At 72.0% G+C, this 26,538-nt stretch carries 28 protein-coding genes, 1 tRNA gene and 1 pseudogene; 21 read left to right on the top strand and 9 right to left on the bottom strand.

Annotated features, from left to right (window positions below; genetic code table 11):
• From OB08_RS16425 to der, 16 genes and pseudogenes are all read left to right on the top strand, one after another.
• Nucleotides 1–1,147, top strand: a pseudogene (locus OB08_RS16425) (primosomal protein); the annotation flags it as partial.
• Nucleotides 1,147–2,184: an HAD-IIA family hydrolase gene (locus tag OB08_RS16430; protein WP_461476638.1), complete on the top strand. Its 1,038-nt coding sequence runs from the start codon at nt 1,147–1,149 to the stop codon at nt 2,182–2,184. The pseudogene OB08_RS16425 and the gene OB08_RS16430, both read left to right, overlap by 1 nt.
• 41 nt (nt 2,185–2,225) lie before the next feature.
• The gene (locus tag OB08_RS16435; protein WP_461476640.1) at nt 2,226–2,390 is read left to right on the top strand and encodes a hypothetical protein; all 165 of its coding nucleotides are present in this window, start codon (nt 2,226–2,228) and stop codon (nt 2,388–2,390) included.
• Nucleotides 2,387–3,187, top strand: a complete 801-nt coding sequence (locus tag OB08_RS16440; RefSeq protein ID WP_461476642.1) for a TlyA family RNA methyltransferase — start codon at nt 2,387–2,389, stop codon at nt 3,185–3,187. The genes OB08_RS16435 and OB08_RS16440 overlap by 4 nt, the downstream gene beginning before the upstream one ends.
• Nucleotides 3,184–4,128: an NAD kinase gene (locus OB08_RS16445; RefSeq protein WP_461476644.1), complete on the top strand. Its 945-nt coding sequence runs from the start codon at nt 3,184–3,186 to the stop codon at nt 4,126–4,128. The genes OB08_RS16440 and OB08_RS16445 overlap by 4 nt, the downstream gene beginning before the upstream one ends.
• Complete coding sequence (gene recN, locus OB08_RS16450; RefSeq protein WP_461476646.1) at nt 4,125–5,816, top strand: DNA repair protein RecN; 1,692 nt, start codon at nt 4,125–4,127, stop codon at nt 5,814–5,816. Before OB08_RS16445 ends, recN begins: the two co-directional genes overlap by 4 nt.
• Before the next feature lie 95 nt (nt 5,817–5,911).
• On the top strand, nt 5,912–7,609 hold the full coding sequence (locus tag OB08_RS16455) for a CTP synthase (protein ID WP_461476691.1): 1,698 nt from the start codon (nt 5,912–5,914) through the stop codon (nt 7,607–7,609).
• Nucleotides 7,602–8,210, top strand: coding sequence for an NUDIX domain-containing protein (locus OB08_RS16460; protein ID WP_461476648.1), 609 nt, complete (start codon nt 7,602–7,604; stop codon nt 8,208–8,210). Before OB08_RS16455 ends, OB08_RS16460 begins: the two co-directional genes overlap by 8 nt.
• A 1-nt stretch (nt 8,211) precedes the next feature.
• Nucleotides 8,212–9,156: a site-specific tyrosine recombinase XerD gene (gene xerD, locus OB08_RS16465; protein ID WP_461476650.1), complete on the top strand. Its 945-nt coding sequence runs from the start codon at nt 8,212–8,214 to the stop codon at nt 9,154–9,156.
• A 47-nt stretch (nt 9,157–9,203) separates the two neighbouring features.
• Entirely contained in the window at nt 9,204–10,109 is a 906-nt protein-coding gene (locus OB08_RS16470; protein WP_461476652.1) for a ParA family protein, read from the top strand.
• Nucleotides 10,093–10,944 (top strand): segregation and condensation protein A, encoded by an 852-nt coding sequence (locus tag OB08_RS16475; RefSeq protein WP_461476654.1) that lies wholly within the window; start codon nt 10,093–10,095, stop codon nt 10,942–10,944. The genes OB08_RS16470 and OB08_RS16475 overlap by 17 nt, the downstream gene beginning before the upstream one ends.
• Nucleotides 10,934–11,530 (top strand): SMC-Scp complex subunit ScpB, encoded by a 597-nt coding sequence (gene scpB, locus OB08_RS16480; RefSeq protein ID WP_461476656.1) that lies wholly within the window; start codon nt 10,934–10,936, stop codon nt 11,528–11,530. The genes OB08_RS16475 and scpB overlap by 11 nt, the downstream gene beginning before the upstream one ends.
• Complete coding sequence (locus OB08_RS16485) at nt 11,527–12,348, top strand: pseudouridine synthase (RefSeq protein WP_461476658.1); 822 nt, start codon at nt 11,527–11,529, stop codon at nt 12,346–12,348. The genes scpB and OB08_RS16485 overlap by 4 nt, the downstream gene beginning before the upstream one ends.
• Complete coding sequence (locus OB08_RS16490) at nt 12,345–13,469, top strand: prephenate dehydrogenase (protein ID WP_461476660.1); 1,125 nt, start codon at nt 12,345–12,347, stop codon at nt 13,467–13,469. The genes OB08_RS16485 and OB08_RS16490 overlap by 4 nt, the downstream gene beginning before the upstream one ends.
• Entirely contained in the window at nt 13,462–14,214 is a 753-nt protein-coding gene (gene cmk / locus OB08_RS16495; RefSeq protein WP_461476662.1) for a (d)CMP kinase, read from the top strand. Before OB08_RS16490 ends, cmk begins: the two co-directional genes overlap by 8 nt.
• Nucleotides 14,204–15,793 (top strand): ribosome biogenesis GTPase Der, encoded by a 1,590-nt coding sequence (gene der, locus OB08_RS16500; protein WP_461476664.1) that lies wholly within the window; start codon nt 14,204–14,206, stop codon nt 15,791–15,793. Before cmk ends, der begins: the two co-directional genes overlap by 11 nt.
• Here the strand turns inward: der and OB08_RS16505 are convergent.
• Nucleotides 15,759–16,211: a hypothetical protein gene (locus OB08_RS16505; protein WP_461476666.1), complete on the bottom strand. Its 453-nt coding sequence runs from the start codon at nt 16,209–16,211 to the stop codon at nt 15,759–15,761. The two genes, der and OB08_RS16505, sit on opposite strands and share 35 nt — an antisense overlap.
• Nucleotides 16,212–16,312: 101 nt before the next feature.
• Here OB08_RS16505 and OB08_RS16510 point away from each other — a divergent pair, with 101 nt between their 5' ends.
• Nucleotides 16,313–17,230 carry an NUDIX domain-containing protein gene (locus tag OB08_RS16510; RefSeq protein ID WP_461476668.1) on the top strand — a complete coding sequence of 306 codons (918 nt, stop codon included), beginning with the start codon at nt 16,313–16,315 and terminating at the stop codon, nt 17,228–17,230.
• A 13-nt stretch (nt 17,231–17,243) separates the two neighbouring features.
• On the opposite strand, the gene OB08_RS16515 is transcribed toward OB08_RS16510, so the two are convergent.
• From OB08_RS16515 to OB08_RS16525, 3 genes are all read right to left on the bottom strand, one after another.
• Entirely contained in the window at nt 17,244–17,615 is a 372-nt protein-coding gene (locus tag OB08_RS16515; RefSeq protein WP_461476670.1) for an RNA-binding S4 domain-containing protein, read from the bottom strand.
• Nucleotides 17,612–18,304: a lysoplasmalogenase gene (locus OB08_RS16520; RefSeq protein ID WP_461476672.1), complete on the bottom strand. Its 693-nt coding sequence runs from the start codon at nt 18,302–18,304 to the stop codon at nt 17,612–17,614. Before OB08_RS16520 ends, OB08_RS16515 begins: the two co-directional genes overlap by 4 nt.
• 86 nt (nt 18,305–18,390) lie before the next feature.
• Entirely contained in the window at nt 18,391–18,978 is a 588-nt protein-coding gene (locus OB08_RS16525) for a GNAT family N-acetyltransferase (protein WP_461476674.1), read from the bottom strand.
• Between the two features lie 109 nt (nt 18,979–19,087).
• Here OB08_RS16525 and OB08_RS16530 point away from each other — a divergent pair.
• From OB08_RS16530 to OB08_RS16545, 4 genes are all read left to right on the top strand, one after another.
• A tRNA-Pro gene (locus OB08_RS16530) sits at nt 19,088–19,161 on the top strand.
• Between the two features lie 91 nt (nt 19,162–19,252).
• Nucleotides 19,253–19,681: a ribosomal maturation YjgA family protein gene (locus OB08_RS16535; protein WP_461476676.1), complete on the top strand. Its 429-nt coding sequence runs from the start codon at nt 19,253–19,255 to the stop codon at nt 19,679–19,681.
• Nucleotides 19,682–19,748: 67 nt separating this feature from the next.
• Nucleotides 19,749–20,750, top strand: coding sequence for a L,D-transpeptidase (locus OB08_RS16540; RefSeq protein ID WP_461476678.1), 1,002 nt, complete (start codon nt 19,749–19,751; stop codon nt 20,748–20,750).
• Between the two features lie 73 nt (nt 20,751–20,823).
• Complete coding sequence (locus tag OB08_RS16545) at nt 20,824–21,816, top strand: aldo/keto reductase (RefSeq protein WP_461476680.1); 993 nt, start codon at nt 20,824–20,826, stop codon at nt 21,814–21,816.
• A gap of 10 nt (nt 21,817–21,826) precedes the next feature.
• Here the strand turns inward: OB08_RS16545 and OB08_RS16550 are convergent, their stop codons facing one another.
• The 5 genes from OB08_RS16550 to OB08_RS16570 all read right to left on the bottom strand — a co-directional run.
• A complete protein-coding gene (locus OB08_RS16550) occupies nt 21,827–22,345 on the bottom strand; it encodes a DUF1294 domain-containing protein (RefSeq protein WP_461476682.1) in 519 nt (172 codons plus the stop codon).
• A gap of 97 nt (nt 22,346–22,442) precedes the next feature.
• Nucleotides 22,443–24,332, bottom strand: coding sequence for an adenylyl cyclase (locus OB08_RS16555; RefSeq protein WP_461476684.1), 1,890 nt, complete (start codon nt 24,330–24,332; stop codon nt 22,443–22,445).
• 239 nt (nt 24,333–24,571) lie between these two features.
• A complete protein-coding gene (locus tag OB08_RS16560) occupies nt 24,572–24,973 on the bottom strand; it encodes a DUF7144 family membrane protein (protein WP_461476685.1) in 402 nt (133 codons plus the stop codon).
• Nucleotides 24,974–25,083: 110 nt separating this feature from the next.
• Complete coding sequence (locus tag OB08_RS16565) at nt 25,084–25,689, bottom strand: GNAT family N-acetyltransferase (protein ID WP_461476687.1); 606 nt, start codon at nt 25,687–25,689, stop codon at nt 25,084–25,086.
• A gap of 186 nt (nt 25,690–25,875) precedes the next feature.
• Nucleotides 25,876–26,538, bottom strand: a 663-nt coding sequence (locus tag OB08_RS16570) for a DUF222 domain-containing protein (RefSeq protein WP_461476689.1), incomplete at its 5' end; no start/stop codon positions are given.

Consider the following 26,538-nt stretch of genomic DNA (forward strand, 5'->3'; position numbering starts at 1 on the left):
GTATGAGAAGCGTGACGGTGACCGGAAGCCGTATGAGAAGCGCGATGGTGACCGCAAGCCGTACGAGAAGCGCGATGGCGACCGCCAGCCCTACGGTGACCGGAAGCCATACGGTGACCGCAAGCCGTACGAGAAGCGCGACGGTGACCGCAAGCCGTACGGCTCCGACCGCGGAGCTCGCCCTTCGAGGGGTGGTGCCGATCGTCCGAACACCGCGCAGCGTCCCGAAGAGAACCGCGCCGTCCGTGCCCGGCACGACGACCCGATCATCCCCGAGGCCATCACCCCCCACGACCTGCACCCCAGCGCGCGCAACGAGCTGAAGACGCTCAGCAAGGAGAACGCCGAGCAGGTCGCGCGTCACCTCGCGATGGCCTCGCAGCTGATCGACGAGGATCCCGTCCTCGCGCACCAGCACGCACTCTCCGCGTCGCGTCGCGCCGGCCGGATCGCCATCGTCCGCGAGACCCTGGCGATCACCGCCTACGCGACCGGCGACTACGCCCTGGCGCTGCGCGAGCTTCGCACCTACCGCCGCATCTCGGGCAAGGACGACCAGATCGCGCTCATGGTCGACAGCGAGCGCGGCGTCGGCCGGCCCGACCGCGCCCTCGAGCTCGGTCGCAGCGTGGACCGCTCGACGCTCCCGATCGATGTGCGCGTGGAGCTGGCGATCGCCATGTCGGGTGCCCGCCTCGACCTCGGCGAGACGGAGCGCGCCCTGTCCGAGCTCGACATCCCGGAGCTCGACCCCGACCGTGCGTTCGAGTGGAGCCCCGCGCTCTTCGCCGCCCGCGCCGCGGTGCTCGAGGAGCTCGGACGCGACGACGAAGCGGAGCGCTGGCACCAGCGAGCGCTGGTCGCCGCCGACGCCATCGACGCCGCGACCGGCGCCGGCGATCTTGAGACCGTCTTCGTCGACGAGGTGGTCGAGGAGTCCCTCGACGAGGGTGAGCCCGAGGACACGGCATCCGCTCACGACGTCGCCGAAGACGACGCGCCCGACGAAGCCGACGCGGACCCCGACGAGCCCGAACCCACCGACGCCCCGCCGTCGGTCGAGGACGAGGTCGCCGAGATCCTGGCGGAAGCGGGCGTCGACGGCGACGACGAGACGGGGGAGACCCCCGAAGGCGCCGACCGCTGATGCCGCTGTTCGGTCGCCGGCCCGCCACCGCGAGCCCACTCGACGGCGTGGACGTGGTGCTCGCCGATCTCGACGGCGTCGTCTACGCCGGAGCGGGGGCTCTGCCGCACGCTGTCGACAGTCTCAACAGCGCGCGTGACGGCCGCAGGCTCGCGTACATCACCAACAACGCGTCGCGGACGGATGCCTCTGTCGCGGCCCACCTGTCCGAGCTGGGCCTTCCCACCGCGGCAGACGAGGTCGTGACGAGCCCGCAGGCGGCGATGCGCCTGCTCGCCGAGCGCATCGCGCCGGGATCGACGGTGCTCGTCGTCGGCGGGGACGGACTCGTCGACGAGGTGGAGAAGGCCGGCTTCGTGATGACCCGCAGCGCCGAAGACGCGCCTGCGGCCGTCGTCCAGGGCTTCGCGCCGGAGGTCGGCTGGACACAGCTCGCCGAAGCCGCCTTCGCGCTCAAGGTCCCAGAGGAGGAGGGCGGCATCCCCTGGATCGCCACCAACACCGACTGGACGATCCCGCAGGCCCGCGGCGTCGCTCCGGGCAACGGCACGCTCGTGTCCGCCGTCCACACCGCGATCGGCCGCCTGGCGACGGTCGCCGGCAAGCCCGAGGTCCCGATCTTCGAGGAAGCCGTCGCCCGGTTCGGGGCGCGGCATCCGCTCTTCCTCGGCGACCGCCTCGACACCGACATCCTCGGAGCCAATCGCGCCGGCATCGCCTCCGCACTCGTGCTCACGGGCATCGATCGGCCCAAGCACGTCCTCGCCGCCCCCGCCGGGTCGCAGCCGACCTTCATCCTCGGCGACCTGCGGGAGCTCCACGAGCCGTACCCCGAGGTGCGGGTCAAGGACGGCGCGGCCACGGTGCGCGGGGCGACGGTCGCGATCGACGGCCCCGACGTGCGGATCGTGTCGACGGGGGAGCGTCCGGTCGACCTGCTCCGCGCGGGCGCCGCGGCGATCTGGAGCACCGGCCGCGCGATCTTCGGCTTCCGCGTGCCCGAAGAGCTGTACGCGGATCCGTTCCACCGGCCGTGAGCCCCGCGGCCCGTGGGAGAGGTTCGCCGTATCCTGGGGTCATGGCCCATCCCGACGAGCGCGATGACGATCCCGGTGACCTGCTGTCGACGCTCGAGGTGATCGAGGCGCAGCCGCTGGCGACCCGCGCCGAGGCGTACGACGCGCTGCACGACACCCTCGCCCGTCGGCTCGAGGCCGCTCCGGGCGGCGCATCCGCGTCATGACGACGCGACTCGATGCCGCCCTGGCGGCGCGAGGGCTCGCGCGATCCCGCACGCATGCCGCGACGCTGATCGCCGACGGTCTCGTGTCGGTCGACGGCCGCACCGTCGTCAAGGTGTCCACGCCCGTCTCGGACGACACGCGGCTCGAGGTCGCGGCATCCGATCACTACGTCAGCCGTGCCGCCCACAAGCTCATCGCCGGACTCGACGCGTTCGGCGTCGACGTGGCGGGCAGGGTGGCCCTCGACATGGGGGCGTCGACCGGCGGCTTCACCCAGGTGCTGCGCGAGCGCGGCGCCGAGCCCGTCATCGCGGTCGACGTCGGCCACGGTCAGCTCGCGCCGACGGTCGCCGCCGATCCGGGCGTGATCTCGATCGAGGGGTTCAACGTGCGGCACATGACGGCGGAGGCTCTCGCGGAGCAGAGCGGCATCGCCACGGCGCCGTCGGTCGTCACGGGCGACCTCTCGTTCATCTCGCTCTCGCATGTGCTGCCGGCGGCGCGCGACGTCGCCGCCGAAGGTGCCGACCTCGTTCTGCTGATCAAGCCGCAGTTCGAGGTCGGACGCACGGCCGTCAAGGGAGGTCTCGTGACCAACCCGACGCTGCGTGCCGACGCGGTCGCCGGAGTGCTGTGGGCCGCGTGGGACGCCGGGCTCGGCACGAACGGCCTCATCTCCTCCCCGATCGTCGGGACGCACGGGAATTCCGAGTACATCGCGCACCTCACGCCGGGCCGCGGCGCCAATCCGACAGAATGGTCGAGCACCGTGAACCGACTGGCGGGGAGCCGATGACCACCACCGACGCACGCGCCGAGCGCAGCATCCTCGTCGTCGCCCACGCCCATCGCGAAGACACCGTGTTCGCCGCGGAACGCGTCGTGAGCGCGCTGCGCGCCGCGGGTGCCCGTCCGGTGCTGGCAGCCGACGACCGAGCCGAGCTCGCGGCGGTGCGCCCCTCCTTCGCCGAGGTGAGCGTGCTGGGCGACGACGTGCCGGTGCGCGACGTCGAGCTGGCGATCGTCCTCGGCGGCGACGGCACGATCCTGCGCGCGGCCGAGCTCGTGCGCGACGGCACGGCGCCCGTGCTCGGCATCAACATGGGGCACGTCGGGTTCCTCGCCGAGATCGAGCGCGACGACATGGACGACGCCGTGCGCCGCGCGATCGAGCGCGACTACGACGTCGAGGACCGCCTCGCCCTGCACGTCCGGGTGAAGGACTCCGGCGACTCCGTCATCTACGAGACGTGGGCGCTCAACGAGGCCACGGTCGAGAAGGCGAGCCGCGAGCGGATGCTCGAGGTCGTCATCGAGGTCGACGGCCGGCCGCTGTCGACGTTCGGGTGCGACGGCGTGGTCGTCTCGACGCCCACCGGCTCGACGGCGTACAATTTCTCGGCGGGCGGGCCGGTCATCTGGCCGACGGTCGAGGCGATCTCGGTGGTGCCGCTGTCGGCGCATGCGCTCTTCGCCAAGCCGCTCGTCGTCGGCCCCGAGCACGCCGTCGCGATCGAGGTGCTCGAGCGCACGAACGGCGTCGGCATCCTGTGGTGCGACGGACGCCGCTCGCACGACCTGCCGCCGGGCGCGCGCGTCGTGGTGCGGCGCTCCGACAAGCCGGTGCGCCTCGCGCGCCTGCATCCCGCATCCTTCACCGACCGGCTCGTGCGCAAGTTCCGCCTCCCCGTCGAGGGCTGGCGAGGGCCGGCCTCGATCACGGGGCCCACACCGTGATCGAGGAGATGCGCCTGCGCGACCTCGGTGTCATCGCCGAGGCGACGCTGCCGATCGGTCCCGGCTTCACGGCGATCACCGGTGAGACCGGTGCAGGCAAGACGATGGTGGTGACGGGGCTCGGCCTGCTCCTCGGCCAGCGCGCCGACTCCGGCGCGGTGCGCGCCGGCGCCACGCAGGCCACGGTCGACGGCGTGTGGATCGTGCCCGAGGCGGGGCCCGTCGCCGAGCGTGTGCGCGAGGCCGGCGGCGATGTCGAGCCGCTCGGCGACGGCCGGGCCGAGCTGTTCGTCGGCCGCTCCATCTCGAGCGAGGGCCGCGGACGCGCCTCGGTGGGCGGCAGATCGGCGCCGGCCGGCGTGCTCGCCGACCTCGCCGACGAGCTCGTCGTCGTGCACGGCCAGTCCGACCAGTTGCGGCTGCGCAGCGCGGTGGCCCAGCGCGATGCGCTCGACCGGTTCGGCGGCGCTCCCGTGCAGGCGGCGGCCGCAGCGTATCGCGACGTGTACGAGCGGTGGCGGGCCGTCGACCGCGAGCTGACGTCGCTCACGACCGAGCGCGACGCGCGAGCGCGTGAGGCCGACGACCTGCGCGCGCAGCTCGCCGACATCGAGCAGGCGGCGCCGCACCCCGGCGAGGACGCCGACCTCGCGACGCGCGCCGAGCGCCTCGCCAACGCCGAGGAGCTGCGCATCGCGGCGGCGACGGCGCACGACGCCCTGTCGGGTGACGGCGAACAGCCCGATGCCTCGTCCCTGCTCGCGGACGCGCGACGGGCGCTCGAGCGGGCCCACGACCCGGTGCTGGAAGACCTCGGCGCCCAGGTCGCCGACCTCGGCTATCGCACGGCCGACCTCGCCGCCGCGCTCGCGGGCTACCTCGCCGACCTCGACGAGACCGGCCCGCACGAGCTCGCCGCCGTCGAGGAGCGCCGCGCCGTGCTGTCCGCGCTCGTCCGCGCCCACGGCACGCTCGACGCCGCGATCGCCCTGCTCGACACCGGCTCGGCGCGCCTGGCCGAGCTCGACGACGACACCGACCGGGTCGACCGTCTCACCACGGAGCGGGAGGATGCGGCATCCGCTCTCGACGCCGCAGCCGCGGCCCTCACCGCGGCACGCACCGAGGCGGCCGCGCGGCTGGGGGCCGCGGTGACCGCCGAGCTGCGCGCGCTCGCGATGCCCGACGCGCGGCTCGAGGTGTCGGTGTCGCCGGGCTCCGAGTCGGCGGCCGGCCGCGACGACGTGGCGATCCTGCTCGCACCGCACCCCGGCGCCGAGCCCCGTTCGGTGTCGCGCGGCGCGTCCGGCGGCGAGCTCAGCCGCGTCATGCTCGCGATCGAAGTCGTGATCGCGGGCGTCGACCCCGTGCCGACGTTCGTCTTCGACGAGGTCGACGCCGGCATCGGCGGCGCCGCGGCGATCGAGGTCGGCCGCCGGCTCGCGCGGCTCGCCCAGTCGTCGCAGGTGATCGCCGTCACCCACCTCGCGCAGGTCGCGGCGTTCGCGACCAACCACCTGACCGTGGTGAAGGCGGTCGACGGCTCGGTGACGGCGTCCGACGTCCGGCGGCTCGACGGCGCCGACCGCGAGGCCGAGATGGCACGCCTGCTGTCGGGGATGCCCGACTCCGACGCGGCGCTCACACACGCGCGCGAACTCCTGGGCCTGCGCGCCGAGGTCGCATGATCGCGTGCCGAGAGCGCCCGAGCGGGCGACTGCCGGAACGCCCGCGCGTTTCCACAGCTTGCTGCCACCGACGTGAGATAGGATAAAAGCCCGTGATGCAGACTTCTGATTCTTCCCACGGCGGCACTTCGAACGACACCACCAAGCACATCTTCGTGACCGGTGGTGTCGTTTCCTCGTTGGGCAAGGGACTCACCGCCGCGAGCCTCGGCAACCTGCTCACCGCGCGCGGACTGCGCGTCGTCATGCAGAAGCTCGACCCGTACCTGAACGTCGACCCCGGGACGATGAACCCGTTCCAGCACGGCGAGGTCTTCGTCACCGACGACGGCGCCGAGACCGACCTCGACATCGGCCATTACGAGCGCTTCCTCGACATCGAGCTGAGCCAGGCCGCCAATGTCACCACGGGCCAGATCTACTCGCAGGTCATCGCCAAGGAGCGTCGCGGCGAGTACCTCGGCGACACCGTGCAGGTCATCCCGCACATCACCGACGAGATCAAGCGCCGCATGCGCCTGCAGGCGACTGAGGAGCCGCGGCCCGACGTCATCATCACCGAGATCGGCGGCACCGTCGGCGACATCGAGTCGCAGCCGTTCATCGAGTCGGCGCGTCAGATCCGTCATGAGCTCGGCCGCAACAACGTCTTCTTCGTGCACGTGTCGCTCGTGCCGTTCATGGGCGCCTCGGGCGAGCAGAAGACGAAGCCGACGCAGCACTCCGTCGCGGCGCTGCGCAGCATCGGCATCCAGCCCGACGCGCTCGTGCTGCGCAGCGACCGGCCGGTGACCGAGTCGAACAAGCGCAAGATCGCCCTCATGTGCGACGTCGACGAGGGCGCCGTCGTGAATGCCGTCGACGTGCCGTCGATCTACGACATCCCCTCGATGCTCAACGAGCAGGGGCTCGACGAGTACATCGTGCGCGCGCTCGGCCTCGCCACGGCGACCGACGTCGACTGGTCGCGCTGGCAGCGGGTCCTCAACGCGGTCCACAACCCGAAGCACGAGGTCACCATCGGCCTCGTCGGCAAGTACATCGACCTTCCCGACGCGTACCTGTCGGTCACCGAGGCGCTCAAGGCGGGCGGGTTCGCGCAGGAGACGCACGTCAACATCCGCTGGATCCCGTCCGACGAGTGCGAGACGCCGGAGGGTGCCGAGAAGGCGCTCGGGCCGCTCGACGGCATCGTGATCCCCGGCGGTTTCGGCATCCGCGGCATCGAGGGCAAGATCGGCGCGCTCAAGTTCGCGCGCGAGCAGGGCATCCCGACGCTCGGCATCTGCCTGGGCCTGCAGTGCATCGTGATCGAGTACGCCCGTCACGTCGCCGGCATCGAGGACGCCTCGTCGAGCGAGTTCGACCCCGACACCGAGCATCCCGTCATCGCGACGATGGAGGAGCAGGTCGACATCCTCGAGGCCGGCGACATGGGCGGCACGATGCGGCTCGGCCTGTACCCGGCGCACCTCGCCGAGGGATCGATCGCCGCGGAGGTCTACGGGTCGACGACCGCGTCCGAGCGCCACCGTCACCGCTACGAGGTGAACAACCGGTACCGCGAACAGATCGCGGCGGCGGGTCTCGTGTTCTCGGGCCTCAACCCCGACCTCGACCTCGTCGAGTACGTCGAGCTGCCGCGCGACGTGCACCCGTACTACATCGCCACCCAGGCCCACCCCGAGCTGCGCTCGCGTCCGACCGACGCCAACCCGCTGTTCCGCGGCCTCGTCGGCGCGGCCCTCGAGCGGCACCGTGCGAGCGAGCTGTTCGACGTCGAGAATGACTGAGCGGATGCCGCTGGCCGACGAGCCCGCCACGTTCGAGGTCACGCGCAGCGAGCTCGTGTACGAGGGGCGCGTGTGGGACGTGCGCAGCGACACCGTCGCCTACAACGGCGGCGAGATCGTGCGGCAGTACGTCGACCATCCGGGCGCCGCTGCGGTCGTCGCGATCGACGACGAGGGCCGCGTGCTGCTCATCCAGCAGTACCGTCATCCGATCCGCCACCGCGACTGGGAGATCCCGGCGGGCCTGCTCGACATCGCGGGGGAGACCCCTCTCGAGACGGCGCAGCGCGAGCTGATCGAGGAGGCCGACCTCACGGCGTCGTCGTGGGAGCCGCTCGTGACCACGTTCACGACGCCCGGCGGCAACGACGAGGTCATCCACCTGTTCCTCGCCCGGGGGCTGACGCCGGTCGGCTCCGCGCACGCGCGCGAGGACGAGGAGGCCGACATCGCGCTCGAGTGGGTCGCGCTGGAGGATGCGGTCGACGGCGTGCTCGCGGGGCGCCTGCGCAACGGCATCCTCACGATCGGCGTGCTGGCGGCAGCGGAGCAGCTGCGACGCGCGGCGTCGGCAGGGGCCGCGGAGGGCGCAGGGCGCTGACATGCGGCTCGAACGGGCGGTGGACGCGTACCTGCGGCACATCTCGATCGAGCGCGGTCTCTCCGACAACACCGTCGCCGCGTACCGGCGCGACCTCGCGGGCTACGTGCAGTGGCTCGGCGACCGCGGCATCGACGACTCTTCGGCGGTGACCCCCGAGATCGTGGCCGAGTTCGCGGCGGAGCGGGCGTCCGCGCAGCCGCCGGTCGCGGCATCCTCCCTCGCCCGGCTCCAGTCATCGGTGCGGGGGCTGCACCGCTTCCTCGCCCGCGAGGGCGTGGAAGAGGCCGACCCGTCCGCGCGGCTCCGGCCTCCGAAGCAGCCGCGCCGGCTCCCGAAGGCGCTCACGATCGATCAGGTCGAGGCCCTGCTCGACGCGGCGGGTCCTGCGCCGGCCGCGGGGACGGATGCCGCGCCCGGCGCTGCCCCGGGAGACCTGGTGGGTCTGCGTGATCGCGCCCTGCTCGAGCTGCTGTACGCCACCGGGGCGCGGGTGTCGGAGATCGTGCAGCTCGATGTCGACGACCTCGCGCACGGCGACGTGCTGCGCGTGCGGGGCAAGGGATCCAAGGAGCGCATCGTGCCCGTCGGGTCGTATGCGCGGGCGGCGGTCGACGCGTACGTCACACGGGCGCGGCCGGAGCTCTCCCGGCGGGGCCGGGCGACGCCGCGGCTGTTCCTCGGGGCGCGCGGGGCGCCGCTCTCGCGACAGAGCGCGTGGCTCGTGATCCACTCCGCCGCCGAGCGCGCGCAGCTCACGGCGCACGTGTCGCCGCACACGCTGCGGCACTCGTTCGCCACCCATCTGCTGCAGGGCGGTGCCGACGTGCGGGTGGTCCAGGAGCTGCTGGGGCACGCGTCCGTGGCGACGACCCAGATCTACACGTACGTCTCGGTGGACGCGCTCAGGGACGTCTACGCCACCTCGCACCCGCGCGCCCGCTGATCGGTCCCGGGCGGGAGGCCGCGCCGTGACTAGAATCGGTGCACGGCATGGGAAAGTCAGGAGAGTCTGTGGCGGGCAGCAAACGGGGCGCGACGAAGGCCTCAGCGAACGAGACCCCGATCGGTCCCACCGGGCGTCCGTATCACGGCTTCCCGACCCCGCCGAAGCTCGACGGCCACGGGCCCGCGCGCATCATCGCGCTGTGCAACCAGAAGGGCGGCGTCGGCAAGACGACGACGACCATCAATCTCGCCGCCGCGCTCGCCGGCTACGGGCGCAAGGTGCTCGCGGTCGACTTCGACCCGCAGGGGGCGCTCTCGGCCGGGCTCGGCATCCAGACCCACGAGATCCCGACCATCTACGACCTGCTGCTCGACGGCAAGCGCGACCCGCACGACGTCATCGTGCGCTCGCGCGTCGAGAACCTCGATGTGATCCCCGGCAACATCGACCTCTCGGCGGCGGAGGTGCACCTCGTCAACGAGGTCGCCCGCGAGCAGACGCTCGCCCGCGCCCTGCGCAAGGTCGCGCCCGATTACGACGTGATCCTCATCGACTGCCAGCCGTCGCTCGGTCTGCTGACGGTCAACGCCCTCACGGCGAGCCACGGCGTCATCATCCCGCTCGAGTGCGAGTTCTTCGCGCTGCGCGGCGTCGCGATGCTGATCGAGACCATCGACAAGGTCCGCGACCGCCTCAACCCCACCATCACGCTCGACGGCGTGCTGGCGACGATGTACGACGCGCGCACGCTGCACTCGCGCGAGGTGCTCGAGCGGGTCGTCGACGCGTTCGGCGACGACGTGCTCGAGACCGTGATCGGTCGCACGGTGAAGTTCCCCGACGCGTCGGTGTCGGGCATGCCGATCACCGAGTTCGCGCCCGAGCACGCCGCCGCCCAGGCCTACCTGCGGCTGGCGCGGGAGCTGGTCGCCCGTGGCGCCGTCGCCTGACGAGGCCCCCGCTTCGCAGCAGCCCGACGATACCGTCGCCGAGCCGGCGACCGGTGAGGGTTTCCGCGTGTCGCTCGGCGTGTTCGACGGGCCGTTCGACCTGCTCCTGACCCTGATCTCCAAGCACGAGCTCGACATCACCGAGGTGTCGCTGTCGCTGGTCACCAACGAGTTCATCGCGTATCTGCGAGAGCTCGGTCCCGATGAGGAGCTGGACGAGGCGTCCGAGTTCCTGGTCGTCGCGGCCACCCTGCTCGACATGAAGGTCGCCGGGCTGCTGCCGCAGGGCGAGCTCGTCGACTCCGAGTCGGTCGCGCTGCTCGAGGCGCGCGACCTGCTCTTCGCGCGGCTGCTGCAGTACCGGGCGTTCAAAGAAGTCTCGGCGTGGTTCGAGCGGTGCCTGCAGCGCGAGGACCGACGGCACACGCGCTCGGTGCGCCTCGACGAGAAGTACCGCACGGCCGTGCCGGAACTGGTGTGGACCCTCAACGTCGAGGACTTCGCCGCCCTCGCCCTGCTGGCGATGACGCCGAAGGAGATCCCGCACGTCGGGCTCGACCACCTGCACGCGCCGCTCATCAGCATCCGCGAGCAGGCGGCCGTCGTCGTCACGCTGCTGCGCAACGCGGGGAGCCTCAGCTTCCGCGAGCTGGTGGCGGGCGTGAACCAGCCCGGCGTGGTCGTCGCCCGCTTCCTGTCGGTGCTGGAGCTCTACCGTCATGCCGCCCTCTCGTTCGAGCAGGTCGAGCCGCTCGGCGAGCTGACGCTGCGATGGAGCGCCGAGCGCTGGTCCGACGAGAACCTCGCAACACTGGGAGCCGACTATGACCGATGAGACGATCCCGCAGGCAGCGCCGGCGACCGCGGCCGACGTCGCGCGACGCCTCGAGGCGATCCTGCTCGTGGTGGAGGAGCCGCAGAGCCTGGTGAGCCTGGCCGCCGCGGTCGGCTCGCCCGTGCCGGCGGTGCGCCAGGCGATCGAGGGGCTGGTCGCCGACTACGACGGCGAGACCGGCGGCCCGGTGCGCGGCTTCGAGCTGCGCGAGGTCGGCGGCGGATGGCGGCTGTACGTGCGCGAGGAGCACGACGACCTCGTGAGCGAGTTCGTCAACGCGCAGGCGCCGTCGCGGCTCTCTCAGGCGGCGCTCGAGACGCTCGCGGTCATCGCCTACAAGCAGCCGGTCACGCGCGGACAGGTCGCCTCGATCCGCGCCGTGAACGTCGACTCGGTCGTGCGCACGCTGCTGTCGCGCGGACTCATCACCGAGGTGTTCACGGATGCCGAGACCGGGGCGATCAACTACGGGACCACCGAGGCACTGCTGGTCAACCTGGGCATCAACTCGCTGGACGAGCTGCCCCACATCTCGCCGCTGCTCGACGACGGCGCGGACGGATTCGACGAGGAGGCCCGCCGATGAGCGACCGAGATCCCTTCGCCGCTCCGGAGGGCGTGCGCCTGCAGAAGGTGCTGGCGGGCGCCGGCGTCGCCTCGCGCCGCGTGGCCGAGGAGCTCATCGTGGCCGGCCGCGTGCGGGTGAACGGCACGGTCGTCACCGAGCTGGGGTCGCGCATCGACCCCGAGAACGACCTCGTCGACGTCGACGGCACAGCGGTGCAGCTGGATCAGTCCAAGCGCTACGTCATGCTCAACAAGCCGACCGGCGTCGTGAGCTCCATGAAGGACGACCGCGGCCGGCCCGATCTGCGCAGGTTCACGAAGGACTGGGACGAGCGGCTCTACAACGTCGGGCGACTGGATGCCGAGACCAGCGGCCTTCTCGTACTGACCAACGACGGCGAGCTGGCCCACGTGCTCGCCCATCCGTCGTTCGGTGTCACCAAGGTGTACATCGCGAAGGTCGAGGGCCGCGTGACGCCCCAGGTGATCCAGCGCCTCACGCGAGGGGTGGACCTCGAGGACGGCCCGATCGCCGCAGACAAGGCGCGGCTGCTGTCGAGCTCGGCCGAAGGCGGCGGCTCCCTCGTCGAGCTGACCCTGCACTCGGGGCGCAATCGCATCGTGCGCCGCATGATGGCCGAGGTGGGGCATCCGGTCGTCGAGCTCGTACGACGCCAGTTCGGGCCGCTCCACCTGGGAACGCTGCCAGCCGGGCGCGCACGCGAGTTGACTAAGGTGGAGCGGGGCGCTCTGCTGACTCTCGCGCGTCGCGCGGCGGGCGAAGCCCCCCAGTCCCGCGACACCTCCGATTCGCGGAGCCACCAGGAGAACGAGTGACCGATCCCACGCCGCTGTCTGCGCGCCCGCGCGTTCCCCGCGTGCGGGGCACGGTGCGCGTCGTCGGCGCCGGCCTCCTGGGCTCCAGCATCGGCCACGCCCTCACCGCGCTCGGCATCGACGTCGCGCTCGACGACACGTCGCCCGCGCAGCTGCGCCTGGCCGTCGACTACGGCGCGGGGCGCCGCGCCGGCGAGACGGACGAGCCCTCGCTGATCGTCGTCGCCGTCCCGCCGGACGTCGTCGCCGACGTCATCGAGCGCGAGCTCACGCGCTACCCCGGCGCCGTGGTGACCGATGTCGCGAGCGTCAAGCTCGAGCCGCTGCGTACCCTGCGCGAGCGCGGCGTCGACCTCACGCACTACATCGGCTCGCATCCGCTCGCCGGACGCGAGCGCGGGGGAGCGATCTCGGCCCGCGCCGACATCTTCATCGGCCGGCCGTGGGTCGTCTGCCGCGATGGCGAGACCACGGCCGCCGACTTGGCGCTCGTCGAGGGACTCGCGCTCGACCTCGGCGCCATGCCCATCGAGATGAGCCCCGAGGACCACGACCGGTCGGTCGCCCTCGTGTCGCACGTGCCGCAGCTCGTCGCCAGCCTGCTCGCGGGGCGCTTCGTGGACGCGCCCGAGGGCTCGCTCGGTCTCGCGGGCCAGGGCGTGCGTGATACGACCCGCATCGCGGCATCCGCTCCCGAGCTGTGGGTGCAGATCCTCGGTGCGAACGCGGCGCCCGTCGTCGACGTGCTCGACGCGCTCGCCGCCGACCTGACGTCGGTCGCCGACGCGCTGCGCAGCCCCGACGCGCCGGGCGCGCGCCGCACCGTCGCCGACACGATCCGCCGCGGCAACGAGGGCGTCGAGAGACTCCCCGGCAAGCACGGTCAGAACCGCCGCTTCGAGCAGGTCGTCGTCATGGTCGACGACACCCCCGGACAGCTCGGCCGCCTCTTCGGCGAGCTCGGCGAGCTCGAGGTGAACGTCGAGGACCTGCGCCTCGAGCACTCGCCGGGCGCGCAGTTCGGACTGGCCGAGATCAGCGTCGTCCCCGGCGCCGTACGACGTGCCGTGGAGGGCCTCGAGTCCCGCGGCTGGAAGATTGCGAGCACCACCAATGACTGACCCCTCGCCCCACGCGGTCGCGCCGGCGACCCCGGTCGCGCCCGAGCCGGCATCCGAGACCGTGATCGTCGCGATCGACGGTCCCGCCGGGAGCGGCAAGTCCAGCGTGTCGCAGCAGGTCGCCCGCCGTCTCGGCTTCGGCTTCCTCGACACGGGCGCCGCCTACCGTGCGCTCGCCTGGCTCGCGCTCGACCGCGGGACCGACACGTCGGACTCGACCTCGGTCGTCGACGTGATGGGTGACTTCGACTACGCGATCTCGCTCGATCCCGACGAGCGCTGGGTGCGCGTGGGTCAGGTCGACGTGACCGATGCGATCCGCGACCCCCGCGTGTCCGAGGCCGTCAGCGGCGTCGCGCGCGTGCCGGCGGTGCGCCAGTCGGTGAACGCGCTCTTCCGGACCCTCGTCGCGGCCTCGGGTCGCGCCGGCGTCGTCGTCGAAGGACGCGACATCACCACGGTCGTCGCGCCGGACGCGCCGGTGCGCATCCTGCTGACCGCCGCCCCGGAGGTGCGGGCCGCGCGCCGCAGCGCCGAGCTGACCTCGCAGGATGCCGCGGCCGTCGCCGCGGCCCTCCACCGACGCGACGCGTCGGACTCTGCCGTCGTCGACTTCCTCACCGCCGCTCCGGGCGTCGAGGTGGTCGACTCGACGCACCTCGATTTCGACCAGACCGTGGACGCCGTGATCCAGGTCATCCGCACGAACGTGCCTGCACAGACGGGAGCGCCCGATGTCATCTGACAGCCGCGGGGCATCTGACAACAGCGGGGCCTCCGACGCCCGCGAGGCTTCTGACGCCCAGGGCGCCGAAGAGTACGAGGGCGGCGAGGACCACCTCGCCGAGAACCTCGCCGACCTCGACGAGGAGCTCGCCGAACAGCGGGCCGCCGCGCTGCGCGCCGGCCTCGAGGACTACGAGCTCGACGAGGACGATGCCGCGCTGCTCGAGGGTCTCGCCCTCGGCGAGGACGGCATCGAGTACCTCCCGGCGCTGCCGGTCGTCGCGATCGTGGGCCGCCCGAACGTCGGCAAGTCCGCGCTCGTGAACCGCATCCTCGGGCGCCGCGAGGCCGTCGTCGAGGACACGCCCGGCGTCACCCGCGACCGCGTGACCTACAAGGCCGAGTGGATGGACCGCCGGTTCTCGCTCGTCGACACCGGCGGGTGGGAGCCCGACGCGAAGGGCATCGACCGCTCCGTCGCGGCGCAGGCCGAGGTCGCGATCGACCTGTGCGACGTCGTGCTGTTCGTGGTCGACGCGATGGTCGGCGCCACGTCGACCGACGAGCACGTCGTGAAGCTGCTGCGCAGGAGCGGCAAGCCCGTCTTCCTCGTCGCCAACAAGATCGACGACTCCCGGCAGGAGCCGGAGGCCGCCGCGCTGTGGAACCTCGGACTCGGCGAGCCGTACCCCGTGTCGGCGATCCACGGCCGCGGTGTGGCCGATCTGCTCGACGAGATCATGAAGGTGCTCCCCGAGGTCTCGGCCGTCGCCAAGCACGAGATCGGCGGCCCGCGCCGCGTCGCGATCCTCGGCCGGCCGAACGTCGGCAAGTCGTCGCTGCTGAACAAGGCGGCGGGCGAGGAGCGGGTCGTCGTGAACGACCTCGCGGGCACCACGCGCGACCCTGTCGACGAGGTCGTCGAGGTCGGCGGCAAGCTGTGGCGCTTCGTCGACACCGCCGGCATCCGTCGTCGTGTGCATCTGCAGCAGGGCGCCGACTTCTACGCGTCGCTGCGCACGTCGGCCGCTCTCGAGAAGGCCGAGGTCGCGGTGGTCGTGCTCGACGTGAGCGAGCCGATCAGCGAGCAGGACGTCCGCATCATCGACCTGGTGCTCGAGTCGGGCCGTGCGCTCGTGCTCGCGTACAACAAGTGGGACCTCCTCAACACGCCCGAGTACGAGGACATCGAGCGCCGCCGCTACCTCGAGCGCGAGATCGAGCAGGACCTCGCGCATGTCGCGTGGGCGCCGCGCGTGAACATCTCCGCGCGGACCGGTCGTCACCTCGACAAGCTCGTCCCGGCGCTGGAGACCGCGCTCGAGTCGTGGGATCAGCGCATCCCGACGGGCAAGTTCAACGCGTTCCTGTCGGAGCTCGTCAACGAGCACCCCCACCCGGTGCGCGGCGGCAAGCAGCCCCGCATCCTCTTCGGCACGCAGGCCTCCACGCGTCCGCCGACCTTCGTGCTGTTCACGACCGGATTCCTCGACCCCGGCTACCGGCGGTTCGTGCAGCGTCGCCTGCGCGAGCTGTACGGCTTCGAGGGCACGCCGATCGTGATCAACATGCGGGTGCGGGAGCGGCGGCAGCGGTAGCGGCGGCGGCAGGAGCGCCGGCGGCTGCCAGCGCAGCCCAGACCTCGCGCGGATCGGCGCGAGGTCCGAACCGCGCGAGCACCTCCGGGTGCTCACGCGCGTCGCGCACGATGCTCCCGTCGGCGAGCAGACCCCGCCAGCGCCTCGCAGACGGCCGGACGCCGAGCACGTGCGTGGCGACGCCGATCCCGGCGGTGACCAGCGGGACGAGCGCGAGCATGAAGATCGCCTCGCGCACGGTGCTCGTCACCGCCTCGATCCACGGCGGCGCGTAGAGGTACGCCCAGAACGTGCTCAGCAGGAAGGCCCCGAAGCCGAGGAACGGCCAGAGGACGCGTCGGCTGCGCATCATCCGGAACTCGTAGGCCGCCTCGGTGTGGAAGGCGGGGTTGGCATAGACGGTGCCGTGGATGTGCATGGTGTCCTCTCGTGTGCGACCCTCGTCGGTCGGGTCCCGACGCTACGTCACGGACTGTCGCGCCCGGGGCCGTCTGCGCACACCTGTGGAAGGGTGGCAGGGTGACGATCGAACCTCCGGCCCCCGGTGAGCCCCGGCGCCCGTCCGGCCCGCGCGACTCCGGCGACGCCTGGGTGATCGCTCCGACGGGCGAGCGCTACTGGGGCCGATTCGGTGCCGCCGGGCTGCTCGCCCTCGACGCCGAACGCGGCGTCCTGCTCCAGCACCGCGTGTCCTGGAGCCACTTCGGGGACACGTGGGCGCTCCCCGGCGGGGCGCGGCATGAGGGCGAGTCCGCGTGCGACGGCGCGCTGCGTGAGGCAGCCGAAGAGGCGGGGGTCCCGGATGCCGCGATCCGGCCGCGCCTCCTCTCGGTGCTCGACCTCGGCTACTGGACGTACACGACGCTCATCGGAGACGTGGTCGTGCCGTTCGAGCCGACCATCAGCGACCCCGAAAGCCGGGAATTGGCCTGGGTGCCTGTGGAGGAGGTGGCGAGGCATCCGCTCCACCCCGGATTCGCGTCGTCATGGGACCGACTGCGCGCCCTCCTCGCGGTGCGTCCGGCCGTCCTCGTCGACGCCGCGAACGTCGTCGGCTCGGTGCCCGACGGGTGGTGGCGCGACCGTGCGGGGGCGACCAGCCGCGTGATCGGCCGGATCCACGACTTCTCGCGCACCGGCGTTCCCGCGACCGCGCTGGACCTCGAGGAGGACGTGTGGTTCCCCGAGTGGGTGGTCGTGCTCGAGGGGCAGGCGCGGGCCGCAGGAGACGCCGCCGGCATCGAGGTGGTGCGGGCCGCGGCATCCGGTGACGACGAGATCGTCGCCCAGGTGAGGCGACTTGTGGCCGGCGGACGGGCCGTGTCGGTCGTCACGAGCGATCGCGAGCTGAGCGCGAGGGCGACGGATGCCGGTGCCCGCGTGCATGGCACGCGGTGGCTGCTCGACCTCTTCGACGCCGCGGAGGGCGCGGACTGAGGGGTTCGCCCGGTCAGTCGCGGCCGCGGAGACGGTCGATGTCGCGGCGCTCGCGCTTGGTCGGACGCCCAGCGCCGCGATCGCGCACCGGGACGAACGCCGTCAGCTCGCGCGGCGGTGGAGGAGGCGTGCGGTCGTCGACGGCCTCGGCGGCCACCGCGGCGCCCACGCGCTTCGAGATCGGCTGCTTGACGACGAGGATGCGGTCGAAGCCGCTGATGCGCACGCGCAGTTCGTCTCCCGGCTTCACGGGCTGCGCGGCCTTCACCCGCTCGCCGTTGACCCGCACATGCCCCGCGCGGCATGCCGTCGTGGCGGCGGACCGCGTCTTGTACACCCGGACCGCCCACAGCCACGCATCGACGCGGGCCGAGGCATCCGTCATCGTGCTGCTCTCGCCTCGCTCGCCGCGGCGTCGTCGCGACCGGCCGTGCGAGGGCGAGCCGAGACGACGACGCCGGCCGAGATGAGTCCCTGTGCGAGGCAGTACGTCGCCATCACGAGCGGGCTCGACCAGTCGGGCAGCGCGTCGGGCGTGAAGAGCCGGAATGCGAGCACCGAGTCTGACGCGAGGAAGAAGGCGCCGCCCCACGCGATGAGCGGGTGACAGCGGGCTGCTCCGACGGCCGTCGCCCCGAGAATGATGCCGTACAGCGCAACGGGCACGAGCAGCGAGCCCAGGCTCGGCCAGAGAACGACCAGCAGGGCGGCGTACCAGACGAGGTAGATCGACGCCCACCACGGCACCCGGCGCACCGGGAGCACGCGCCAGAACAGCCACAGGTAGCAGAGGTGGGCGAGACCGAAGAACAGCAGCATCATCGGCACGGTCGGCAGCCACGAGAGAAGGGGCCCGGCGCCGTCGCCGATCCACGACAGGGCGAGGGCGACCATGAGGACGGTGTGCGCCGGCGTCCACGAGCGGTTGGCTGTCCACACGACGGCGAGCGCGAGGAACGGCATCAGCATCAGCTTGGTGGAGTCGGCCGCGTCGTGGGATCCGAGCGCGAGCGCGAGGACGTGCACCGCCGACACGGCGATGTACGGGATGAAACCCACCAGAAGCTGCGGCATTGTCCTCCTCGGATGCGCGGCGACCACCATCGTCGCACGCGGGCCCTGCATGGCGGCGTCGCGGGGGGAAATATGCGCGGAACGGCTCATGCGCGGACGGCGAGAGAGACGACCGCGACGTCGGGGCGAGGCCGTGCGACCTCGCGGAAGCCGGCGGCCGCGAACGTCGACACCGTGCCGTGGTAGAGCTCGTTCGCCGACTTGCGGCTCCCGGCGCCGGGGTCGACGGGGTACGCCTCGATCACGCGTGCGCCGCCCTCGCGCGCGAAGTCGACCGCCGCGGCGAGCAGGCGGGCGTTGAGGCCGGCGCCGCGGTGCTCTCTGCGCACGACGAAGCAGCTGACCGCCCAGACGTCGTCGTCGTCCCACGGCTCTTCGGTGCTCGACGCGTAGTTCCTCGTGCGGGAGAGGCGCACCTGCGCGGTGCGCGGTCCGACGCGCACCCATCCGGCGGGTTCGCCGTCGACGTAGGCGATGAGCGCCGGGGGAGGCCCCGCCGCGATCTCGTCGCGCAGGAGCTGCTCGCGCTCTTCGGTCGAGAGCGCCTGGAACCGTGCGTTCGTGAGAGTCCACCACTGGCACTGGCAGCTGCGTCCGTCGCCGCCGCCGGTGAGCGCATGCTGCGCATCGTCGAAGCGCGCGGGCGTGGCCGGTTCGATGGTGATCTGAGCCATGCGGCGACGCTACCCGGCGGGTGCGACACGCGCGAGGCGGTGGTCGCGTTCGCGAGCGGTCCGGCGAGCGGGTAGGATAGGGGAGTTGTCCGGGCGCAGGTCCGGGCATCGGGATGTGGCGCAGCTTGGTAGCGCACTTGACTGGGGGTCAAGGGGTCGCAGGTTCAAATCCTGTCATCCCGACAGAAGCGAAAGGGTCGGCCGGAAGGCCGGCCCTTTCGCCGTCTCCGGGGCAGTGCGCTCGCGACCGCCGGGGATCGGGAAGAATCGACTCATGGTTCCCCCCGCCTCGCGCCGCCCGTCGCGCCGTGCCATCGCGATCGCGCTCCTGGTGATCGTGATCGCCGCGGGTGTGGGCGTCCACGCGCTGCTCCCCGACACCGCGGCGACCGACATCGTCGGTGACGCGCTGTACGCGGGAGCGGTGTACCTCGCGGTCGTCATCGTCGGGCCGCGTCTGCAGCCGCTCACCGTCGGGGGGATCGCGGCGCTGTGGTGCGTCGCCATCGAGCTGTTCCAGCTCACCGGCATCCCACTCGCGCTCGGGGCGGTGTTCCCGCCGGCGACCCTGGCGCTCGGCACGGTGTTCGACGGCCGCGATGTGCTCGTGTACCTGCTCACCGCGGTGGCGCTCGTCGGCGCCGACGCGGTCGTCGCGCTCGGGCGCGAGAAGGCGATCGCGGCGCGGCATCGCGAGGGCTGACGGCGGGTCGTCGCCCGTGAGGGGGCGCCGAGTTGCGGCATCCGTCGCCCGCGTCGACCATTGATGCATGGGGGATGCGCCATCGCAGGGCACGCGGACGGGGATGGGTGACACCGCCGACGCCGACGCGGGCGTCGCCGAGCCCGCGTCGCCGCCGGCGATGCGCCGCAGGCGCGCCCGGCGGGCGTGGATCGTGGGCGGCGTCGCGGCGCTCGCCGCGGCCGGGATCGCGGTCGCCGTGATCGTGAGCCCGCAGGCCGGGCCCGCGGCATCCGCTCCCTCGCCCACCGCGACCAGCACCCCCACGCCGACACCGACCCCGACACCCACCCCGACTCCGACGCCGACGGGGTTCCCCGCGAACACCGCGACGTACGACGTGGGCACTCTGCCGCAGGTCAACGTGTTCGCGGTCATCCCGGGCCTGCCGGTCGACGACGACCGGTTCGCGACGCCGGTGGGCGAGACGGCGGTCGCCGTGGCGGGAGCCGGGGCGCCGGTGTGGGCGGATCCGACGGCGAGCCCGGTCGCCTACCTCCCCCGTGAGTACACGTACGACGGCACCACCGTGCCGGTCGTCGAGAAGCAGGACCACTGGGTGAAGGTGCTCCTCACCGGGCGTCAGGCCGTGCCGTCGAAGGGCGATCCGACGCAGGTCAGCGGGTGGATGCGGGTGCAGGACGTGCAGCTCGCGCCGTCCGACGTCGTGGTCGAGGTGAGCATCTCGGGGCGCACCGTCGACATCGTGCGCGGCGGCACGGCCGAGCTTATCGCCACCGACTTCGGGTGGGGGACCGACGTCACGCCCACGCCGCTCGGCCGCGCGTTCATCATGCACCGAGCCGTCGTTCCGGAGTACTGGTACACGCGCGGGCATCCGATCGTCTACCTGTCGGTGCAGTCGCCCACCCTCGACGGGTTCGGGGGAGCGGATGCCGCGATCACGGCGTTCCACTATCACGACGAGCGCTCCGGGCCGATCTCGAACGGATGCATCCGGCTGGGGCCCGAGGCGATCGGCAAGCTCGCCGCGCTGCCGTACGGGACGCCGGTCGTCATCAACCCGTGACCCCTCGGGGAACTGGCATGCTGGATCGCGGCGGCCCCTGATCGCGGGTCGTCGTCGTGTCGAAAGGATCCTCATGCACAAGCGCCCCCTCGGCCGCACCGGACGCCAGGTCTCGGCGGTCGGCCTCGGAACGTGGCAGCTCGGCGCCGACTGGGGCGCGGTCAGTGAGGACGACGCGACGGCCGTGCTCGCGGCATCCGCCGACCAGGGCGTGACGCTGTTCGACACCGCCGACGTCTACGGCGACGGGCGCAGCGAGTCGATCATCGGCCGCTTCCTCGCCGGGCGGCCCGGTCACGGCATCGTCGTCGCGACGAAGATGGGCCGGCGGATGCCGCAGGAGCCGTCGAACTACACGCCTGAGAACTTCCGGGCGTGGACCGACCGGTCGCGCACCAACCTCGGGGTCGACACGCTGGATCTCGTGCAGTTGCACTGCCCGCCGTCGGCCGTGATCGACGACGACGCGACGTACGAGGCGCTGGATGCTCTCGTCGACGACGGCACGATCGCCGCGTACGGCGTCTCGGTCGAGACGACCGCGCAGGCGCTCGCCGCGATCGCGCGGCCGAACGTGACGAACGTGCAGATCATCTTCAACCCGTTCCGGCTCAAGCCGCTCGACGAGGTGCTCCCCGCAGCCGAGGCGGCGGGCGTCGCGATCTTCGCGCGCGTGCCGCTGGCGTCGGGGCTGCTGTCGGGGAAGTACACGGCGGCGACCACGTTCGCCGAGAACGACCACCGCACCTACAACCGCCAGGGCGAGGCGTTCGACCGGGGCGAGACGTTCTCGGGTGTGGACTACGCCGTGGGCCTCGAGGCTGCGGCCGAGCTCGCTGCTGCGCTGCCCGAGGGAGTGTCGCTGCCCGCTGCGACGCTCGCGTGGATCGCTTCGCGCCCCGGCGTGACGAGCGTGATCCCGGGCGCGCGGAACGTGCGTCAGGCCACCGCGAACGCGGATGCGGCGGCGCTGCTCGAGAGTGGGTTCGACGTGGAGACCTTCGACGAGGTCGTGCGGCGCGTGTACGACCGCGACCTGCGGGCGGCCATCCACCCGCTGTGGTGAGCGGGGTCGGCTAGATCTGCTTCAGCAGCTGGGCCCACTGACCGGGCAGGTCGGTGAGCCACGCCGGCTCGAGATCCCACCCGCGCAGCGTCGCGAGCGTGAGGAACGCTGCGACGAGCAGGACGTTCAGGACCACGGTGCGCCAGAACGCGCGACGGAAGGTGCGCTTGCGCGTCTTGTGCCGGAAGACCTGCTGGGCGACGAGCGCGCCCGGCCAGCCTCCGACGAGGCCCAGCGTGAGGAGGGCCTGCTCGGACACGCGCTGCCCGTTGCGCCGCGCGGCGCGCTTGTCGAGCCCGTACGCGGCGAAGGCGAGGATGCTGGTGACGGCGTACAGGGCGGGGAGCCACCACGGCAGGTCGAGGACGACGTAGGCGATCGCGGACGCCGCGGCGAACGCGAGGAGCACGGCCCAGCTGAGGGCCGCCGGCAGCGGCTTGGAGAGGTCGCGGGGACGGCCGAGCGGGTCGTGGGGCCGGTCGCGCGCGCCGGGGTGGCGTGTGCGGTCTCGGTCGGAGGCGAGGGACATGCGCTCGATCCTATGGTCGTGGGGAGGGCGCGAGCGACGGATGCCCCGCCCCGGCGGCTCGCGGCGCGTCGGGACGGGGCATCCGATTCGGGGGGTTCTACGGCGTGGGGTAGTCCACGATGTACTGCGGGGTTCCGGTGTTGGTGTTGTCGGCCTGGCCGCCGACGCCGTTCACGACGTGCTGGATCGTGCCGGCGCTGAGGTTGACCGTCATGATGTGGTGCAGCTTCACGCCCGGCGTCTCGGGGACCGAGAAGCCCTTCTCCGTGATGATCGACGGGTTGTTCTGGTTGAACACGTAGACGCCTGCGCCCGCGAGGCTGTGCGTCTTGACGTTCGCGTCGACCACGTAGCCCGGGTAGCCGAGCGTGCCGTCGGGCTGGGTCCAGTCGGCCTGCGTCGGCGGGTCGTACGGCAGCTCGTTCTGGTACAGGATCACGCGCCCGTTCTCGCCCTTCCAGAGGGTGTTGTACTTCTGGAAGTGCTCGACGAACAGGCCCGTCGCGGTGACGTCGTCGCCGTTGACGATGACGCCGTTGGTGCCGGTGTTGGTCGCCCAGCGCTCGTTGTCGCCGTTGACGCCGTCGGTCGGGTCGAAGCCCTCGACGCCGTGATCGCCGCGCCACACCCACGTGTGGTCGATGAGCACGTCGTCGGCGTTGACCTCGAGCGCGGTGGTCGTCTTTCCGATGTGCGGGCCGCCGACGCGGAAGTACACGTCGCTGAGCGTGATCGGGTTGGCCGGGTCGAGCTTCTTGCCGCCGTTCGCCTTGCCGACGCGCAGCAGCACGGGGGAGAGCTCGGTGCCGGCGTCGATGGTGACTCCGGCGATGACGATGCCCGCGGCATCCTTCACCTCGAGCGGAACCGCACCGCCCACGGCCGTGAGGGTCGCGTGGCCGAGGCCGAGCACGACGGTGTCGGCGCGCTTGACGTCGATCGTCTGGGCGATGTCGTACACGCCGGGGGTGAGCAGCAGGTGCTGACCGCGCGCGAGGGCGTTGTTGATGTCCTTCACCGAGTCGCCGGGCTTCGCGATGAAGAAGTCGGTGATCGGGATGCTGCGCCCCGGCGTCATGCCGTCGGCCCAGCTGACACCGCGGGTGTCGGTCTGCGCCTCGGGGACGCGGACGTTGTAGCGACCCTCGTCGTCGATGTACAGGTACGGCTTCTCGCGCGTGAGCGGCGTCTCATCGAACGTCGTGTACGGCGGGTTCGGGAAGGCCGCGTCGTCGGGGGCGCCCACGACGCCGGCGAAGACCTGGTTCCACACGCCGTTCGACCAGCCGGCGACCTCGCTGTTGCGGGTGAGCCACTGCTGCTGCGAGCCGCTGATCACGAAGGGCAGGCGCGAGTCGGCGATGAAGCCGCCGCTGGCATACTGCGGACCGGCGGTGCAGTAGTCCATGAGCGACAGGTTCGCGCCCGAGATGTCGAGGCGGCGCATCGAGACGGCCTGCGAGACGGCCCAGAAGTTGGCGGAGCCGCGGCATCCGTCATCGCCGAGGCTGTTGACCTGCAGCGAGAGGTTCGAGATGGTGCGCCAGAAGTTGACGAGGGCGATGCAGTTGCCGGTGCCGCCGTCGGCGAGGCAGCGGTTGTAGACCTCGATCGATCCGTTGACGTCGACGTCGGTGGGGGATGCCCCGAGCCCGGCGACCTCGGTGTAGTAGCCGACGTCGAACTGCAGGGGGTTCTCGGCGGTGCCGTACTGGCCGGGCTCGAACAGGATCGCCTTGCGGACCGTGCTCATCTCGGCGTTGCGCTGCTGGTCGGCGAGGGCGTCGAGCTCGGCCTCGATCTGGTCGACGGGGGTGTCGGGGCTGTAGACGGTGACGTTGGGTCCGAGGTCGGGGTCGAACGGGTCGACCGCGCGCGGAGGTGCGGCGGCGGCCGGGGCGGCGGCGAGTGCTCCGGCGATGAGCGCCGCCCCGGTGACGACGGCGGCGAGCCGTGTCCTGGTGCGGCTGCGGGTGGGGGTGGTCATGCGGAAAGCCTCTCTTCGTCGAGGGGTCGCGCGGCAGGTCTGCCGCCTACTTACAGGACTGTAACCAAATCGTGGGAGCGGTTTCAAGACTTGAACGCAAGAGATTCTCTGCCGGCGGAAACCGGACAGGCGTGAGGGGTTCGGGGGTGGGATGCCGCAGGTCCGCGCGCGCACGCAAAAGTGAAGGGCACCGTACCCCTGGCTTGGTACGGCGCCCTTCACGTGGTGGGGACGGTGGGTCAGCTCTCCTTGAGCTCCCGACCGTGGACCGTCAGCGCGTAGATGACGATGACGTCGAGCGCGATGACGATGAGCGACCACCAGGGCTGCACGCTGAAGAACGCGAGCTGGCTGATGGCGTTGAGAGCGACCAGGATGACCGCGATGACGCGGGCGAACGTGGCGCCTCGGAGCACGAAGATGCCGATGAGGACGATGGCGAGGCCGAGGATCAGGTGCCACCAGCCCCAGACCTCGACGTCGAAGAGGAACGTTCCCGCCTCGGCGGAGATGGCCCACTTGTCGACGGGGGCGAGGATGGCCTGGAGGCCGTTGAGGGCGCTCAATGCGCCGGCGATGATCATGACGATGCCGGCGAAGACGGCCCAGCCGGCCCACCCGGTGCGCTGCGTGTCGGACATAGGTGTCGATTCCCTTCGGAACGGTGAGATCGGCGAGGGTGATCTCTGGCGACTTCATCGTTCTGCAGGGTGGGGGAGGCGGCGTCACCCAAATCGGGTGAAACGCCGCGTCAGAGCTCGAGGCGCATGACGACGCGGCGCTTGGTGGGGTGGCTGACCTCGCGGAATCCGGCCGCGAGGAAGGGGCCGAGGGGACCGACATTCATCTCGTCCCAGATGACGTGGCTGCCGTGGGTGAGGAGGGGATAGCCCTCGATCGCCGCGGCGCCGCGTGCGCGGGCGTGGTCGACGGCGGCGGCGACGAGCGGGTATGTGAGGCCCGCGTGACGGTGGCCCTTGCGGACGATCATGCAGGCGATGGCCCACACCGTGTCGTCGTTTTTGTCTTCGCTGCGGCCCTTCCACGGGACGGGGGAGCCGCGCAGGCGGCCGTAGACGCCGCGCCGGTCGACGGCGCACCACGCGACGGGTTCGTCGCCCTGGTAGGCGACGATGCCGATCGTCTCGGTCGCGCGCGGGTCGCCGCAGTGGGTCTCCTCGCGGAGGATGGCGGCGCGTTCGGTGACGGGCATGTACCACCAGTCGCGGTCGCCGAGGCGTTGGCGCTGGCATTGGCACTGCCCGGCGACGCCGGTGAGGATGGCCTGCAGGTCGTCCCAGCTCGCTTCGTTGGCGGGGACGATGCGCAGGTCGGAGGTGGTGCCGGCCGCATCCATGGGGTCAGGGTAGACCCGGCGGGGGACATGGGTGCTGGCGTGCGGCCGCGCGGCGGCGTGAGCTGGGTGGCCGGGCGCGGGGTCAGGAACTGGGCGCGCGGCCACGCGGGCGTGCGGGCGTGCGGCAACGCGGGCGTGCGGCAACGTGGGCGTGCGGCAACGCGGGCACGCGGGTGCGCGGGACCGCTACGCGACGAAGGAGAAGCGCGCCCTGCCGCCCAACCGGGGCGTGCGGTCACGATCGACGTGGGCGGGTGGGATGAACCACACCCGGGCATCGACTCCGCGGCCTTCGATCTCTATCTCCCACCCGTTGTCGTGGATGCGATGGTGACAGGTCTCGCAGAGCAGGATGCCGTTGTCGACATCGGTGGGACCGGCATCCCTCGCCCACCATCTGAGGTGATGGGCCTTCGTCATGCCGGGTGGCAGCCCGCACATCGCGCAGCCGCCGTCGCGTTCGGCGAGGGCGAGCCGCTGCGCCGGGGTGAAGAGGCGCTTGCGGCGGCCCCAGTCGAGGATCTCGCTGTCTCCGCCGAGCACACACGGGATCACGCCGCCCGACGCCGCCATGCGGCGGACCATCCCGATTGAGACGGGCTGGTCGATGCCGTCGATCGTGGCGCTCCCCGAACCGGACTGCAGATCGTCGAGCGATACCCGCACCACGACGGTCGCGCCCTCGATCGGCCGGTCGCTCGACCCGCAGCCGAGCATGTGCGACGCCAGCAGCGCGAGCGCGTCGGCCTGCCGCTGGGGGAGCGTGCGGCGCGGCGCGTCGGCGTCCTGCGGGGAGCACACCCCACCCGCGCCCGCACCCCCAGCCCCGCCCGCACCCGCACCCGCGCC

Source organism: Microbacterium sp. HJ5, assembly GCF_054824025.1.

Coding starts and splice junctions, on each gene's coding strand:
- OB08_RS16525 (WP_461476674.1), bottom strand. CDS start 18,978: ATGGCTCAGATCACCATCGAACCGGCCACGCCCGCGCGCTTCGACGAT.
- OB08_RS16565 (WP_461476687.1), bottom strand. CDS start 25,689: ATGGATGCGGCCGGCACCACCTCCGACCTGCGCATCGTCCCCGCCAAC.
- OB08_RS16560 (WP_461476685.1), bottom strand. CDS start 24,973: ATGTCCGACACGCAGCGCACCGGGTGGGCCGGCTGGGCCGTCTTCGCC.
- cmk (WP_461476662.1), top strand. CDS start 13,462: ATGACTGACCCCTCGCCCCACGCGGTCGCGCCGGCGACCCCGGTCGCG.
- OB08_RS16540 (WP_461476678.1), top strand. CDS start 19,749: ATGGGGGATGCGCCATCGCAGGGCACGCGGACGGGGATGGGTGACACC.
- OB08_RS16440 (WP_461476642.1), top strand. CDS start 2,387: ATGACGACGCGACTCGATGCCGCCCTGGCGGCGCGAGGGCTCGCGCGA.
- OB08_RS16435 (WP_461476640.1), top strand. CDS start 2,226: ATGGCCCATCCCGACGAGCGCGATGACGATCCCGGTGACCTGCTGTCG.
- OB08_RS16485 (WP_461476658.1), top strand. CDS start 11,527: ATGAGCGACCGAGATCCCTTCGCCGCTCCGGAGGGCGTGCGCCTGCAG.
- der (WP_461476664.1), top strand. CDS start 14,204: ATGTCATCTGACAGCCGCGGGGCATCTGACAACAGCGGGGCCTCCGAC.
- OB08_RS16545 (WP_461476680.1), top strand. CDS start 20,824: ATGCACAAGCGCCCCCTCGGCCGCACCGGACGCCAGGTCTCGGCGGTC.
- OB08_RS16455 (WP_461476691.1), top strand. CDS start 5,912: ATGCAGACTTCTGATTCTTCCCACGGCGGCACTTCGAACGACACCACC.
- OB08_RS16515 (WP_461476670.1), bottom strand. CDS start 17,615: ATGACGGATGCCTCGGCCCGCGTCGATGCGTGGCTGTGGGCGGTCCGG.
- OB08_RS16460 (WP_461476648.1), top strand. CDS start 7,602: ATGACTGAGCGGATGCCGCTGGCCGACGAGCCCGCCACGTTCGAGGTC.
- OB08_RS16535 (WP_461476676.1), top strand. CDS start 19,253: ATGGTTCCCCCCGCCTCGCGCCGCCCGTCGCGCCGTGCCATCGCGATC.
- OB08_RS16505 (WP_461476666.1), bottom strand. CDS start 16,211: ATGCACATCCACGGCACCGTCTATGCCAACCCCGCCTTCCACACCGAG.
- OB08_RS16470 (WP_461476652.1), top strand. CDS start 9,204: ATGGGAAAGTCAGGAGAGTCTGTGGCGGGCAGCAAACGGGGCGCGACG.
- xerD (WP_461476650.1), top strand. CDS start 8,212: ATGCGGCTCGAACGGGCGGTGGACGCGTACCTGCGGCACATCTCGATC.
- OB08_RS16550 (WP_461476682.1), bottom strand. CDS start 22,345: ATGTCCCTCGCCTCCGACCGAGACCGCACACGCCACCCCGGCGCGCGC.
- OB08_RS16555 (WP_461476684.1), bottom strand. CDS start 24,332: ATGACCACCCCCACCCGCAGCCGCACCAGGACACGGCTCGCCGCCGTC.
- scpB (WP_461476656.1), top strand. CDS start 10,934: ATGACCGATGAGACGATCCCGCAGGCAGCGCCGGCGACCGCGGCCGAC.
- OB08_RS16445 (WP_461476644.1), top strand. CDS start 3,184: ATGACCACCACCGACGCACGCGCCGAGCGCAGCATCCTCGTCGTCGCC.
- OB08_RS16430 (WP_461476638.1), top strand. CDS start 1,147: ATGCCGCTGTTCGGTCGCCGGCCCGCCACCGCGAGCCCACTCGACGGC.
- OB08_RS16520 (WP_461476672.1), bottom strand. CDS start 18,304: ATGCCGCAGCTTCTGGTGGGTTTCATCCCGTACATCGCCGTGTCGGCG.